Annotated in this window: 11 protein-coding genes; 2 read left to right on the top strand and 9 right to left on the bottom strand. The window is 39.6% G+C overall.

The annotated features are described in order from the left end of the window. Positions 1–47: 47 nt before the first annotated feature. From H6F42_RS20415 to H6F42_RS20375, 9 genes are all read right to left on the bottom strand, one after another. Positions 48–878 (bottom strand): prohibitin family protein, encoded by an 831-nt coding sequence (locus tag H6F42_RS20415; RefSeq protein WP_199289216.1) that lies wholly within the window; start codon positions 876–878, stop codon positions 48–50. 215 nt (positions 879–1,093) lie between these two features. Continuing rightward, positions 1,094–1,513 (bottom strand): DUF4019 domain-containing protein, encoded by a 420-nt coding sequence (locus tag H6F42_RS20410; RefSeq protein ID WP_190401227.1) that lies wholly within the window; start codon positions 1,511–1,513, stop codon positions 1,094–1,096. 64 nt (positions 1,514–1,577) lie between these two features. Continuing rightward, positions 1,578–1,955 carry a hypothetical protein gene (locus H6F42_RS20405; protein ID WP_190401226.1) on the bottom strand — a complete coding sequence of 126 codons (378 nt, stop codon included), beginning with the start codon at positions 1,953–1,955 and terminating at the stop codon, positions 1,578–1,580. A gap of 62 nt (positions 1,956–2,017) precedes the next feature. Further along, positions 2,018–3,790: a vWA domain-containing protein gene (locus H6F42_RS20400; RefSeq protein ID WP_190401225.1), complete on the bottom strand. Its 1,773-nt coding sequence runs from the start codon at positions 3,788–3,790 to the stop codon at positions 2,018–2,020. Between the two features lie 90 nt (positions 3,791–3,880). Beyond that, positions 3,881–4,756 (bottom strand): hypothetical protein, encoded by an 876-nt coding sequence (locus H6F42_RS20395; protein WP_190401224.1) that lies wholly within the window; start codon positions 4,754–4,756, stop codon positions 3,881–3,883. Between the two features lie 17 nt (positions 4,757–4,773). After that, positions 4,774–6,588: a CHAT domain-containing protein gene (locus H6F42_RS20390; protein WP_190401223.1), complete on the bottom strand. Its 1,815-nt coding sequence runs from the start codon at positions 6,586–6,588 to the stop codon at positions 4,774–4,776. Between the two features lie 343 nt (positions 6,589–6,931). Next, positions 6,932–12,052: a C39 family peptidase gene (locus H6F42_RS20385; protein ID WP_190401222.1), complete on the bottom strand. Its 5,121-nt coding sequence runs from the start codon at positions 12,050–12,052 to the stop codon at positions 6,932–6,934. A gap of 201 nt (positions 12,053–12,253) precedes the next feature. Beyond that, on the bottom strand, positions 12,254–13,567 hold the full coding sequence (locus tag H6F42_RS20380; RefSeq protein ID WP_190401221.1) for a DUF1822 family protein: 1,314 nt from the start codon (positions 13,565–13,567) through the stop codon (positions 12,254–12,256). Between the two features lie 21 nt (positions 13,568–13,588). Further along, on the bottom strand, positions 13,589–14,230 hold the full coding sequence (locus H6F42_RS20375; RefSeq protein ID WP_190401220.1) for a sigma-70 family RNA polymerase sigma factor: 642 nt from the start codon (positions 14,228–14,230) through the stop codon (positions 13,589–13,591). 915 nt (positions 14,231–15,145) lie between these two features. Between H6F42_RS20375 and H6F42_RS22395 the strand changes: the two genes are divergently transcribed. Beyond that, the gene (locus tag H6F42_RS22395; protein ID WP_347272339.1) at positions 15,146–15,313 is read left to right on the top strand and encodes an IS1-like element transposase; all 168 of its coding nucleotides are present in this window, start codon (positions 15,146–15,148) and stop codon (positions 15,311–15,313) included. A 70-nt stretch (positions 15,314–15,383) separates the two neighbouring features. Further along, the gene (locus H6F42_RS22390; RefSeq protein WP_190401262.1) at positions 15,384–15,731 is read left to right on the top strand and encodes an IS1 family transposase; all 348 of its coding nucleotides are present in this window, start codon (positions 15,384–15,386) and stop codon (positions 15,729–15,731) included. Positions 15,732–15,971: the final 240 nt, after the last annotated feature.

Below are 15,971 nucleotides of genomic sequence, written 5' to 3'. Positions count from 1 at the left end.
AATTTAGAAGGAATTAGAAGGATTTTATATTAGAGCGATCGCCAAAATCATTTGTTTGGCTCAGGATTACTAGTGGGAGCATTGACATTGATAAATGGCAATGCTCCATTGCTAGACATTACCACTGGAAATTTACCATCCCATTTCTCGATCGCCTGTTTCTGTAAAATTTCTGGACTCAAAGATGTCTGTAACAACTTTTGAGATTCTGCTTGTCCTCTAGCACGAGCGATCGCTGTTTCCGCATCTTTGGCTGCTTTTTTAGACTCGAAGTCTGCTTTTTGCAGTTCCTGTTCTGCAACCATTTTGTCAGAAAGTGCCTTTTGCTCAGCAATTTGTTTGTCAGAAATTGACTTTTGCTCGGCAATTTGTTTCTCTTCCGTTGCCTTATTAAATTCATCAGAGGCAGTGACATTCAAAACTGATAGATCGGTTATCACAATGCCATAGGACTCTAATCTCTGTTTCGCCTTTGTTTCTAGTTCCTGTTTCAGCTCTGTACGTTCTATCAAATTCTTCTCAAGACTCCTTGCGGGAATACGCGCCTTCACAATTTCTTCTAGAACAGGAGTGATAATTCTGGCTACCAACTCCTCATTATTCCCAAATTGTTGATAAACTTGTTGGATTTTATCTGGTGAAATTTGCCAATTGAGAGCAACCTTTGTGGTAATTCGTTGTAAATCTTTTGTGCGAGCATTAGCTTCAACATCTGTTCGTTGAATACGGATATTCATAACTCTGACTGATGATACAAAAGGAACTATAGGATGAGTGCCTTCATTTAATACAAGGTCTTGCACCTTGTTAAAGGTTACGAGGATGCCGCGCTCTCCTGTATTAATCACCGCAAAGGATTTAGGGAGAATTACAGTCAAAGCTACAAAAATTATGCTTCCAACCCAATACCGTTTTTTATTTAACGACCAAAGGGTTTCACCCAGCCTAATACTAAACATGACTGCCTCAAAGTTTTTCAAATTGATGTTTTTCTAATTACTTCTCACTGAAACTAAAATGAAATACGCATTTTGTTACAGAACTTTATTTTGGATTATAAATTTCAATCCAAAAACTTTCGAGATGGAGACGACTATTGAATGAGATTGTAGCCTACGATTCTTGCTTGATCACTTTCGACGACCAGTACAAACTCTTCTGTAACATTAACGTAGCTAAACTCAGTAGTATATTTTAGAGTCGCTAAAGTTTCAGTAGGAGTGGACTGGATATTAAATCCTAATAAACTAGAGTTCTTTACCTGTCCAAGACGTTCGTTGATAGTTTTACATGCATTGATTGCAGTATTTTTCTCATATTGTTGCTTAAAACGATTATCTGATTGTTCGTAAATCTCACTGCATTGTTGAGCATTCAAACGATTGTGGAATTCCACAATTGCGCTCTCTGCGATTTCTTTGCTTTTCATCATTCCAGTTATAAAACTACAAGATGACAGCAAAATTGCTGCTAGGATTGAAGTAACTAGAGATTGAGATACTTGTCTATACATATCAAGCTTTCACAACTAACTGAATGCTTGTATCTCTAGGAATAATGGAGCTATGCAATATCTACTATTGAGATTGACAAGAGAGCAATTTAGCTTGTTGGTAGCTAGTTTGCAATTGCTTTTGTCGTTCTTGATTCGATCGCCCATAGGTATTGAGCGATCGCACAGCATCGGGAGTAGGAATTGCCGATAAAACTTCTTGTCCAATATCACTGAAGGTTATCACTTCCTTAATTTGGAGATCGCGATTTTGGTGTTGTTGATAAATATCGTTGTAAGTAGAGGCGATCGCTTGCCATTTATCTTGAGGACAAAAACTGCGATCAATGAGAATGGTAATTTGTGTAGGTGGTAAAGCAAAGGTGATCGCACTGCCCACAATTCCAAATCCTAACCATCCCAAACCAAGAGTAGTTATAAGTTTACGATTGAGTTTATTCATAGATTTTTAAAATATGGTAAGGATAGGCGGCGCAAAGCGCCGCCTATCCTTACTTCCTAGGTTTATAAATTAGTTTGAAAGATTTCTTTGAGAAGGTTTTGGACGTTTTGGGGTGTACCAACTTGGACTGTAGACTCTCGCAAAGCAGCGATCGCCTTTAGTTCTTGTTGATTGACTTCGCCATAGGCGATCGGATAAATCCGCACTTCGCTAAACTTCATTAGATCCTTGACCTCCTCAAATTTAAGTCCTGAAGTTACTTCACCATCAGTTAGTAATAGCAAGCGAAATACGCCCGTAGGATCGGCTTTGCGGCGTTCCATGAGCGGGGCTAAACCTGAGATCGCGCCATCATATAGAGCAGTGTTACCATCGGCTTCGAGAGCATCGATCGCGGCTAGTAAACGCTTATGTTGAAGACCATCGAAGGGTGATAGATTGACCACATTCTTGACGCGATCGCTAAAAGTGATTAAACCAACTTGATTACCTGCGTTAATTTCCTTAGTGGCAATGCGTAAGCCCTCCTTAACAGATTGCATTCTTGCTCCAGTCATGGAGCCACTAGTATCAATCACTAGCATCATATAAACAGTGCGACCACCATCTTTACGCTGTTTCCAGAAAGTGAGTGCTGTTTTGAGAACTTCTCCTGAAGGAGTGACAGGAAGATCTTTGCGTTTGAGATGTGCCAAAATTTCAGGTGTTGCAAAAGCTAGTTTTTGCATCGGTTCGCTAGTTGCAAATTCGGCGAATTTTTTTAATGCTTCCTGCTGTTCAGGAGTATTCCACTCGAAGCCAACTAAAGGTGCATTATGGGGCAACCCAAAGGGCACATAGGCAACCTGCTCAAATCCTGGTAGCTTTTTCAATGTATTGAAGGCAACACCATCAAGGGGAAAAGCTTGCATCTTTTGCTGATCGCGCACAAAGATGTCTTTTAGTTCTAAAGTTGTAACTGATGTGACGATCACTTGCTTCTGGAAAGCATCAAATACTGAACTAACTTGGGGAACTTTTAAGTCTTGGACTGTCAGGGGTTGTTTATCGCGATCATGTCCTGCGGCTCGCCAGAGAATTGTATAAAGCAGATTTAAAGCTGTCGAACTGGAATAGGGGTTGGGGTAGCCAATCGAAATTTTGCCTGTGGTGATGGCATCTAGCAATCTCTCAAAGTTTACCTCTCCACCTTTGGCTAGTTCCTGATAGGTATCTCCTCTCAAGGCAAAACCTGTACCATTAGGCTGTAATACTGATGCGATCGCAGTTGGGGTAATTCCATCGCTTTTGAGGATTTCAATCCAAAGGTCACTAGATGGACTAAAGGCGGCAGGCTTAAACGTTTTAGATGCAATCAAGCGTTCGCCTAAACCAGAGGGAGTATTCCTGATGCCGACTCGAATGATTTGCCCTGAGCTAGTCGTAACATTTTTGACATTGAAGGCTTCCGCAACATCTACTATCCATCGCTCATCTTGTTTTTGAGCATTAGCTTTTTCTGCTGAGCTATAAATTTCAATGTAGACTTGTTTGGGATCATTGGTCGGCTGAGCGCCATACAAAGGAAACTCTTCAATCTTTGGCAATGGTTCCTTAATGCTATCCGTAGAATATCGTGCCGCCGCCGCATCAGAAACTAATGCTTGCTCAATTCTAATCTTAGGTAGAAAATCATTTTGAATCGCTTTGCTGGCTGTCTCAAAAGAGTCAATTTTGATCGTTCCACAAGCGATAATTAATGTCAGGCTAAGCCCGATCGCAAACCAAAGCGATCCTAAAGTTTTGAGCTTTTTGAATAGGCGATTGGTTAGTTTTCGTGATTTGTTGTTTAGCATATTGGCAAACATAATATTGTTCTCATGGGTTGGCAAATTAATCTTTTTCTCGAAATAATAAAATATTCTTTAAGATTGCTTGAAAAATATTTAAGGTGGAACTACTGTCGTTTGATAAGGTTCAAGGTACAAAAATAAACAAATTGAATCAGCAATTGCAGAACTTGCCGAGCTGGATGTGTAACGCATATCTATAGATGTGTAATGCACTCTGGATGTGTAATATAGATCTATTGACAGTAAAACAAAATCATTATTATCAATAAGAAGTATTGTCTCACTCATATTTTCATCACTTTTGATTACAAGTGCCAAATTAACTTGTTTAATTTTTTTAAACTCAATCTCAAAAGATAAATCTTTCCTCAAAACTCTTTTAATCGTAATTCTATTGTTTTCTTTGTCAAAAGTATATTTTTTAGAATTGACTATGCTTTTAATAATAAATACAATAGTTATCACACAACAAAAGTCCCAATAAGCTGCCAAAAAAAGTGACTTCGAGAAAATATTAAGTTCATCCGATCTTCTTGTGTCTATCTTTACTGAGTTCTGTGTTGGATTGTATAAAAAGCTATTTAATTGATCTATCTGACCTTTAATAATAGATTTTTGTGTAAAAAGAAAGATCTCTTTTTTGTTTGTTACCAAGACTATCAAATCATCTATTTCATTCTCATTATCAGAAATCTCCCTCCTTATTCCAATCCATTTCTCTTGTTTGGAAGAAATGACCTGTTCTATATTGCCATACGAATTTTTACCAGTAAGCGAACAATATATTTCGCTTTTATCTCGGCTACAATTTAAGCTCGCTTTATTCAATCGACTAAGAGAGCTTATTAAATCGCCAAATGTAAGGTATATTCCAAAAAAGATAAAAGGTGAAGAAAGAAGCATTGTGAATAAAATGGATACTGTTGAAGTATTTGAAAACACAAGCTTATTTGCAGGATTGCTAATCATAATTTTCTCGTTCTTGTCTAGTTTTCATTTGCTTGCAAAGTGATTTTGTTTGTATCGATCGCTAGTCTCAACTGAGCAGGAAGCTCCATTTTGAGATTAGAACTACTGCGATCTAGCGAAAGTAAAAGAACTTGATCTTGTAAGTTTTGTAAAAGTTCATGAGTAGCTTGAAGGCGATCGTAACTAGCTTGTAAGCGGCGTTGCGCCACCACACGATAATTCTCAGACTTCACCTGACTGATAGTAGCGATCGCATCAGCAACCTGACCAGCCAATTCCAAAACAGTGATCAGAGTTTCCAAGATATCCACCGTTAGATCTGGCTCCTTCTCAACTATTTTTTCGGCATAAGCATGAATCTCCCTCGCCCATGCCTTTGCCCTGCGCCACTGCATCCCAGTAGATAGAGATTTGCGTTCCAACGCATCCAATTTTGAAGCAAATACATAGCGATCAAGCAAATTATTTTCATTTAACCAAGCAAACTCTTTCTTAATCTGCCAAGACCAAGTACTAAATACGATCGCCGCGATCGCGCCACCACTGGCAAGCACAATCGGACGTGGACGCAGCACCGCTACAAAAACAGCCAAACCCAAAGCCGTTCCTGCCAAAAGGAGATAGGTTTGTGGCAGTTGGAATAACTTTGTCCTTTGAGTTCTTCGACTAGGCGGTTGTGAAGATGACATTTCTATCATTGGCGATACTACTGGTATTGATTGTTTCGGTGGTGCTTGTAGAGGTGTAGTCACTTTCTCCTCCTTGGGAATTGACCATGTTAGAGGTGTTTCGGCGGGGTTTTGGCAGATGATGGGTAACCATGTCGCACAGGGAAAACGATCTTCCATACCTTGCAAGCGCTCTCTTGCTCTCCGTACTGACAAATAGCAAGAAGTTCCGCTTGAGAAGTCTTCGAGAAAGTAACGCAAAAACTTCTGGGCTACTTCATCGGGGATCGGTTCGCGCATGACGATCACTTGGGGAATGTGCAAGTCAAATAGCGATCGCGCCAAGCCCAAACCATCACAGGAGTTAAAAATCGCTAATCTCAAACCATTAGATACGGCAGTCCTCATGGCATAGCGCAACTGTTCCATCTTTAAACTCTCTGTCTCGTTAATATAGATGCGACCGATATCCTCTTGTGTAGAGCTATGCCCCGCAAAAAAGAGAATATCCCATTGCTGTTGCCACAATTGATCGTTCAGTTGTTGTCGCTTCGGTTCCACTAACAAAGTTACTTTAGCATTTGGTAATTGTTCTAACATAGTGCGATCAGTATCCACATCAATACCTTCGCTATTGCCGAGAATTACCAAAATGCGGATCTTGTCAGAGTGTTTTTTGACAGATTCGATACTGGAGTAGGCAGGAGCCGCGATCGCAATTTCAGACTTAGTATAGCGACGGTCAAATAAGTCCCATAAGTGCCAAGGCATTTTCTGCAAATAAGGATTTCCCGATTGCAAAAGCACGCGCACTTCATCTGTTCTATGGATATTGTCAGAGAGTAACTCTCTTGCAGGCAGAAAGGATTGAGATCGGAGCCACTCATTTAACTGTTCTGCTAGTTTTTCGGCTGCATCGTAACAATCTTCAATAAAAGAAACATTAGTAACAGCATTCGCATCAGCAGAAAGTCGCGTTGGCGATCCAATTGCTAAATAGATAGATTGCCAAGCATCGTATAGCTTGGGTAAATCAGTTGATGGAGGTAGAACTGCTGAAATCTCTGATGAAGGTTGAACTCCTTCTTGACCGATCTGAATCGTTACAGAAAATCCTTGTTCAAAATTACCGTCATTAAATTTTAGGGTTACTAGCTTCCCCATAATGGCGATCGCTCCATCAAAATATCTACAAAATCATCATGCACGTTTTATTAAGGTTTGTCATTAAATCTCCTTTGCAAAAATAAAAATGGATACTTAGTTGCCCGTAGCTCTGGTAATCGCTGAACTATGCAGCACCAAAGCTATTTACTTACTCATCAGGCTTAAACAGCCAACTTACGTAGAACTTAACAAAACTTAATCTATCAATAATCCAAAATCCATTCTTCCGCCAATATTGTTCTTTGATAGCCTCTTGCAGTTGGACGTTGGAGATTTCCTCATTTTCAAGTAATAATTCTCCAAGCCTCATACCAGTAATTTATTGATACTGCCTTTCCGATTAGCGCCAGCCTGTAATAAAACGAATTAGACTCAAAATTAGTATACTGATTGCAAAAATTATAGATGCACCACTGTGGGAAGAGGTTCCATCGCTTGTGCATATCAAGCAAATGTACTTCCAAATAGCCCAAACTTTAGTATTAAAACTACCGCATTCTTTAGCTATTTGCCAAATAGTTTGAGTATAAATTCGGCGAAGAAGTTTATCGGTTACAAATTGGGGATAGTTTTGGATAGTTCCTTTTAGTTGCGATCGCCCCACATCAAATTGTTGGGCAATTGGAGTGGAGCGGATGCTAACAATTATCTCAACAAGTTCATATTGAAAGAGTTCGCGTAGACTGAGAGATGATTTCTTAATTGCTTTAAGATAAGATTCAGTAACTTGAATTCTCCCTCCCAATGCCTCATCCATAGCCACAAATAACCGATGCTCATCTGTTGTATAGTCGGGAGATAAGGTTAACGCAAATTTACCAACTTGGTGGGCTTCGTGATCTCGTTTAGTCCAGCGTAATGCAACAACAAGATTAGATAGCATCCAAGGTTCTATCTCATTACGAGTTTTCCAATCAGATAGCCATTTGATGGTAGCAGGTAAATCATTAATTTGTATTAGAGTATAGCCTACATATCCCCAAGTATAAGTATGTGATCGCAAATTATTTCTGTGCTTTTTGAGGTAATTCCTGAATCGAAACTCTTGCAATCGCTTTGCTAGGATATAATTATTGTTTCTGGAATCCTGAAGAGTTGTTGCTAAATTAGTTAAATAAGACGTAATTGACTCCCTCCAGATTTTGCTGCCAGCTTGCAATTTGTCGATCTGTAACTCGCACTTTTGCCATTGCTTTTTCTCGGCGTAGATTTTCATCAAAATCCGACCGACAAAAGGATTAACGTTGGATTCCGCTAACACCGAAACCAGAATTTCTTCGGCTTGTTTGCCAAATTTATTTCTCTGCATCACCTCGATCGCTTGACTAAGCGGATCTATATCACTCGTAGCAGTCAAGCAGAGTTCTTGCAGACTTTTCTGGCATTTTGGCAAACTTTCTAAACTTGCCCAAAGCTGCACTTCTCTATAAAGCAAGTATTCAGGACTAGCAGTATGGTATTTTTGTAATATCTTAAGCGTTTCTTCAGCCGCTACTAACTCGCCATCTTCCAATTGCAGATCGAACAACAATAAGCCAGAAAATTTAGAGCTTGGCATTATTTCGATCACTTTCTGAAAATCTAACCTTGCACCTTCGCGATCGCCTGATAGTAGCTTGGCATCACCGCGAAATTCCCATGCATAACCATAATGAGGAGCCAAGCCTACGAGACAGCAAGCTGTATAAAGAAGTTTCGGATAGTCTTTGAGTTGTCGATAAATCTGGGCAGCAAGCTCTCTTGCCCAATAGTAACTGGGATCGGTTTGGAAAACTAGATGTAGTTTTTGTAAGCTAGCTTCTAGCTCTCCTCGTTGTTTTTCGATCCAAGCTGCACGAGTGCGAAGCAGAGGAGGTAATTCTCGTTCGATCTGAGGACTGCAAGCAGCGATCGCCTCGTCATAACGTTCCACTCTAGTCAAAGTTAAAGCTTTAAGATCGTAGGCATCCCAGCATTGGGGATTTAGAGAGATCGCCATATCCATTGCTTCAACAGCTTCGACAAGGTTTTTCTCCAAATCAACTGTGAGATATTCACCTAAAATCAACCAAGAACGCGCCTCGCCACTACGTTTCTGGGTGAGATTACGTGCCATATCAATTACGAGATCGCTTTGCTGTTGCTGTGCCGACCATACCTTGAGGGTTTGCCATGCCCAAGTATAACCAGGTTCGAGTTCTATTCCTTTCTTTAAATTAGCGATCGCCAATTCTTTAAGATCCTGTTTCCAGAGAATGTCAGCAAGACAGCCGTAGTTATACGGATCTAGAGGCGATCGGGCGATCGCTTGCTCCAATATACTTTGTGCTTCCGTTAAGTTTTCTTGTCGTTCGTAAACAGAGCTTAGTTCGCGACTAGCGCTTGCATAGCTAGGATTAATCGCTAGAGCCTGATGCAGAGCACGAAGCTCGCCATCAATATCTTGTTTATCGCGATAGACCAGAGCCAAATCGTACCAAGTGCGTGGTAATAGAGGGAATTGACTTGTTGCACGATCTGCAAGGTCAAGAGCTTCATCGAGATGATTTGTCTCTTTTAACTGATCAATCAGTGATGACCAAGCTTGCCAAAGTGCAGGATGTACTTGATGTAGATTCCTTAGTTTTTGATTTAATATGTCGGAGGTGAGATTCTGTTTTGCACAGTAGACATAGGTAATCAATCCATCCCCAAAGCTGACTTGACGCATCAGTTCATGATAGACAAACTCTAGTACTTCTAAGCGTTCGGCTTCAGTATTAGCAATTGAAATCAAGTCTAAAATTGCTGATTGCATATCAACAGAAAGCAAAATCGATTCACGCAGTACTTTTTTTGCTTCGACTAATCGATTGGCAGCGATATAGAGATTTCCATGAATTGACAATAGAAATGAATTATTGGAATTGATTTCCATAGCCCGTTCGATTGCTGCAAAGGCTGCGTCAAATCTTTTTTGTTCTCCTAAAACCTTTGCCAATCTGCTATAGGTGCGATAGTCAATAGGATTCATCTCTAAAAGTTTGCGTAAAGCACTTTCTGCTCTTTCTAGATTCTGTTGAGGATTATTTTCGTAGATCCATTCGCTCCATAACTGATGTAAGGAAAAACTATAGGGAAATTTTTCAATGGATTGTTGTAAAAATGATAATACAGATTCATATCCATGTAACTCTTCTAAAAGCCTTGCTACTGAACGATAGGTATCGATCGATAATGGCTCTAAGTCTACTAATTCCTGATATATTGATAGCGCCCGAACACGTTCTCCTTGATATAAGACTATTTCAGCAACCGAACGCAACCATGCAGCCTGAGACACTTTGCCCTGAGTTCTATCGATCAAAATTTGCGCTTTGTTGGACTGCCCGTATCGAGCATAGTTGGTGGCGCAGTAAAGTAACAATTCTCCATCTTCTGGCAACAGTTTTTGAGCAGTTTCCAAAATTGCAAATCCTTCATTTGTCCTATTGATTTGCTCGTAGGCCCAGAAAAGAATTTGGGCATATTGGCTAGATTTTTTGCCAAATCTTGTAAAACGATTAGTGAGAAATTGTAAGGCTGGTTCGGTTTGTTTGAAGTAGAGTGATGCTGAGAAATAGGCGGTTGCATATCTTTCTCTTTTATCTTCTAAACAGGTTGTAAATCGATATAGCTGAAGGGATTCCTCAAACTGTCGGCGCTTCCAATAAACAATCGCAAGGCTGATATAAGCCTCCGCATAAGCAGGCATAAAGGCGATCGCTGCTCGCAAAAGTTTAATCGATTCCTCTTGCTCGCGAGCATCATCGCTCAATGCCTGACCGTACATTTGCAGGAAAACTGGATGATTTGGCTTGCTACATAACTCCTTAAGAATCCGCATTTTTTCATCGCGGCGAGCCAAATCATCCAAACAATACAGTTTGATGACTAGGAGATTCGGATTATCTGGGAATTTCTCTAGAAGTTTTTCGATTCCAAGTAAGTAATTAATGCGATCGCCGTCGTAGGATTTTAAAGATAGAAATGATTGCCAAGTTAAACGATGTTCGGGAAATTCCGCAGTCATTGTATTAAAAATTCCTTCGGCTGTCTGGCGATCGTGGCTTAATAGAGCTTGTTGCAATAAATAAAAGCGATCGTAGATATTGACATCTAACAGCTCAATACCATCTAATCTATAAGTCTCATCAGTTGGTACTAATACCATACCTCGTGGACCATAGGCTCTTTGAAATTCAAGCATTTTATCTGCTTGAAAATCGACCATAAACCGCTGGTATGGATCGCGAGCGATCAACAATTTGAGACGACTATCATAGCCAATTATGACTTGTACATGAGAGCTAGTCGCTTCCACTGTGGTCAATAGGAATGGTATCCCTTTGTCGATCAATGCGATCGCACTTTCCCAAGTAACTGTAAATTCTTTGACAAAGTAATCATTCTCAATCGCCCATTGACGCTGACTTTGTGCGGGCGAGCCATCATAGCAAATCTTGTCTGCAATTTCGAGGTGTTCCGTAGGTCTAGACCAAAATCGCCCCAGCATTGCTAAGCAGGCAGGTCCGCAGGTCATATGATGTTGACGAATAAATCCGACAGGCAGTATTACTCGTTCCCCTTCTTGACTAATTTGCAAATCAAAGTTTTGATAGAACGGCGTTCCCACATTCTCCGCAAGGGAAATCGCTTTGGAAAAGTCATTATTGTAATAAGCAGTTTCAGAGCGCTTGGCTGTGAGCCATTGACGATAATCTTTATCTATTAAAGGAGAGAGTTCTTCATAGCGTCTATAGCTTTGTTCTGCTTCCGTATACATTCCTAACTCAGATTGCAACTGAGCTAGTTGAATTACTATCGACCCACATTCTAACTTTACAGAGGCATTGGTTAAAAGCTCTAAGGCTTCGCGATCGCGATCGAGCATTACCAGAGTATTGGCAACAGCCCCAATCAACGGAGAATAATGTGGATTTAACGATAAACGATGTTGACCAACTGTTAGTGCTTCCTCATATCGATCCTCCATTTCTAAAAGATAGATCCGTTCGACATCTAGCCACAGATAATCGGGAGCAAGGCGATCGGCTTGCTCCAACCACATTTCAGCAGCCTCAAAGTCTCGCATTTCCGACAATAAATGAACTCGACAACTCAACCAATCAGCTTGACGACGGGGGGTGGGATCGCTGAGATATTCTATCTGTTGGATATATTCCCAAGCTCTTAAAATTCCGTAACGCCTGTAAATATATCTCGCATAATAATATTTTGCTTCACTATCCTCACGATTTTCGCGCCACCCCCTTAAAATCAAAGCATCTCCTAACCTTGGAGATCCTAATTGCCAAGCCAATCTTCCCGCAAAAATTTTTGCTCTGATTCCTTGCCATTGATTTAATGGCGCATAGTTTTTTGCGATCTTATAGGCTTGTAAGAATAAACCTCGCTCGTATAAATTGCTGACTTTTTCTAGTTGCTCTAAGCTAATTTTCATGGATTCACTTCATACGATAATTTACAGTTTAGAGATCGGCAATCAAAGTTACCAATCCAAAAGCAATTATGAATGCCCACTCAGAGACATCATGACTTTTTCTAAATGTATCTATTGTTCTAGTACTTTTTAGTTCTAGGCGATCGCGTAACTATGCATTACAAAACAAACTATTAATTATTTACTTTACCTATCGAATTATCAAATAATAAAATTGTTTGTCAAATTAGCATTTTCAAAAGAGACTTTAGCTCTAAAACGTTCTCCTATCGAACCTCTAAATTGAAGCTGAATATAATTATCGATACTTCTAGCTTGAGCTTGGAGGAAAGTATTTCCTGACTCATCTAAAACCACTAATTTGAGAAATTCAGGTAAGAATATATCTGAGATAGGATAAACAGCTAAACGAATATTCATCTCGTTTTCTGAGATACGTGAAATACCCGCGATCATAACTAACTGACTATTTGGCATCTCAAAGCCGAGATTGAACAACATCCCCCGTCGCACTTCCTGCGAATCGTCTGGATTGCCGCGAAAAGAATTTGAGATATCTCTAGTACGATAAGCATATCGAGTTTGTTTGCCATCTAGTAAATTTTCTAACTCTTGCCAGCCTGAATCAAAAACATCTAGCAACCAATTACTGAGATGCGCGATCAATGAGAAATTAAAAATGTTATTGACAATCGTAAAGAGAGACTCAGTGCTATACTTTATTACCTCTATACATTCTGCTTGCTGTGGAGTAAGCTGAGAGGTTTCCAGAAGAATTTTCGCCATTCCCAATATGCCATTCATGGGAGTACGGATTTCGTGATTCATGTACACTAGAAATTCTCTTTTGTTAGCTATCTTTAAAGTTCTATCATCATTGAATAACTCTAAAACTTTATCCCCACTTCGTTTGATGGTTTCCACATAATCTGTTTGCTCTAGCGTAAGATTGGGAATATCCAGAAGAACTTCTGCTATTTCTAATATACCATTCATGGGAGTACGGATTTCGTCTATGAGTGACGAGGTGATTTTTCGCAAAGTTGCGATCTCTTCTAACGCCTCCAGCAAATTCTCAATAGGCTCTAAGCGATCAATCGAAACAAATTCCGTCGATACTTGTCGAACAAAACCTAATAAGGTCGCTGATCGCAAATTTTCCTCAAATTGCACAACTACATAACTAATGCGATCTTCCCATACTTCAGGTGGTACATAACAGCTTGTTTCTCCAGCTCGTAGCGATCGACATTCTAGTTTGCCTATTCCCTCAATCTCTAAATCAGCAACATCCGCACATATTCTTACAACAGGATTCCAACTGTCACTTCCCTCTAGATTTGTCGAAATACCCATCATTTCTAAGTAGTCTCGTATTACCAAAACCGCTAAAGTATTATGCTTTAATCGATCTCCCACCGAGGGAAGTGACACTTGAGATGCAAGCGATCGCGCTATGTTAAGAGATGGAGTAGATATTGGAAGAGATAGAAAGTAGTTTTCAATATTATTCATTAGTATTATTCCCGAGTTCAATTATATAAATCTTTGCTGTTCGTACAATTCTTTTAATAAAGGAATGCATTTCCGTTGATAGAAACTGCTGAGTGTTGAGATTGGGAGCGAAAACTCCTGAGCCAATATTTGCCAATTAGTTTCAGGTGGTAATCGCTTGAGAATCAAAACCTGAGCATTTACATCAGCGCGATCGCGAATATATGTTTGTCGTAAAACTTTAGTCTTGTCTATTTCCACCCATTGCCGCACTCGCTCCAGTAAATCAGATGGCTGCTCTGGGGAAACTATATTATTGATTGGATGATTTGTTTCAACTATATCTCTATTTTCTAGTACAGATTTCTTTTGTTGTTGTAGATTCTCGATATACATATCTTGTAGGCGGTGTTTGAGGTAAGCATTTAGCCAGGTAATCACATTGCTGCGCTCAGAATCGTATGCAGACTTTGCCGTTAGAGCTTCGCAAAGATTTCGACAAAAATATAGCCACATTAGCTGCAAAGCATCTTCATAATATGGAGAAGAATCTTTCCAAAGCCTTTGCGAGTGATTAATTAGCCTAATAAGTGAGGTTAATCCTCTTTGTCGGGCTGTACTCTTATGAGGATGTTGACAAGTTTCTAAGACAAGTTGCTTTAATTGTTGCTCTAAAGCGATCATTTTGTATGCCGACAATGAATTTTTTTTACTATAACTCTCTATGTATGATCTATTGTTTCTCAGAAAATATTAGCTATGCATCTAACAATATTGCTTTTAGTATGATTCTGACTCTATGCTTGCCACCCCCCCATATCATAAACTTGTCACTATCGGTTTTAAAATACTGATAACAGCGTTGGGTTTCCTTAAAGTCGTCCCCTATATGGAAATATCAGTTGCCGAAAGCCTTGAATTACAAGAATAAGCTTGCTGAAAATCGTAATCACAAAAGGCTAACTATAGTAGTACTAAGACCCAACTTGTCATAGAAATATCTTAGAGCAAATAATCATCAATTATTTGCCATTAAATTTAAACCAATGAGTATTTATACTTAGTTTGGCTGACGTGTTTTTAAGGTTTCACGGCTTTGTTCGGCGCGTTGCTATATATTGAAAGGGTATCTGCCCGTTAGTTAGCTGTCGTTATGCAAAAATGGTTTAATACCGCCGGTCCTTGTCAGGCTGATATTCATTATATATAGGCATGTAATCAGGATACGTGGTGCGGTTCGTTTCTGCGAAACTAGTCCGAAAGGGATAGGGGATCAGAGCCTTTACACCGCCTTGGGTTAAACACCCATAAAGAAAATAGAGGTAACTTCAGATTAGTGTGAGTGCGTCAAAATTAAGTAGACAAGTCTCACCCACTAGGAATGGTGTGAAGCCAAATCTTCCCACATGGACAGAGAAAAAAACTCTGAAAGTGAAGCTGGGAAAAGGACGAGGAAAACAAACCTGAGATGGGGGTAACTCGTATAGGTAAGTAGTCAAGGTTAAACATCAGTTGAACTCTCGGAAAAAGCGTCTGACCTGTATTTTTGATTACACCTACAAAAGTCATCTGGCAACAGTAAAACAACAAATCACGGAGATGGCAATTAATGGCAGTGGTGTCAGAGATACAGGCAGAGTATTAGGTATCAGCCCCACTACAGTAATCAACGAATTAAAAAAAGTAGGAAGATATAGAAGTTGTCAACTATCCATTACCAGAGCAACTGGATCTAGAGGCAGTGGATGTCGATCTTTATCAAGTTGAATCCGAAGAGATGGATGAAATGTGGATTTTTGTTGGTAGCAAACAATAGTAAAGATGGTTATGGCACGCGATCAATCATACAACTGGAGCAGTTTTAGCTTATGTATTAGCACCACATCAAGATCAAGCTTTAGTTAAGTTAGTAGATCTCCTTAAACCATTTGGCATCAAGCGATTTTTCACGGATGCGTGGGGTGCATACGAGAGGATTCTTGACCCTAGCACTTATCTAATCGGCAAGAAAAATACTCAGAAAATTGAACGCAAGCATTTAACTTTGAGAACTCGGATTAAGCGTTTAGCCACAAAGACGATTTGCTTTTCTAAATCCATTGTGATGCACGATATTGTCATCGGTTTGTTTATCAATAAATACGAATTTTGCATCCAATCTCATCATAGCTTCCAACAAATGTGAAACATTACCAACAATCGTTTAAAAATATAAAGTTATGTGTCGCTTACTAACATTTCTGGTAATCTATATTTACTAAAATTATCATATACCAACTGAAAAAGCTCTGCTAAAAATGGTTTGGTAGAACGCAATAAATAACATCAAGTTACTCAATTACGACGGGTTAACTAGTATGGATACTAAATAAGCTCTTTGACTGAAGAGAGTGATCTCGTAAACCTGCACTTAAGGGAAAAACAA

The organism is Pseudanabaena sp. FACHB-1998 (assembly GCF_014696355.1).
Lineage (GTDB): Bacteria > Cyanobacteriota > Cyanobacteriia > Pseudanabaenales > Pseudanabaenaceae > Pseudanabaena.
The sequence above is the reverse complement of the archived record's forward strand: the minus strand, read 5'-3'. Positions and strand labels throughout refer to the sequence as shown.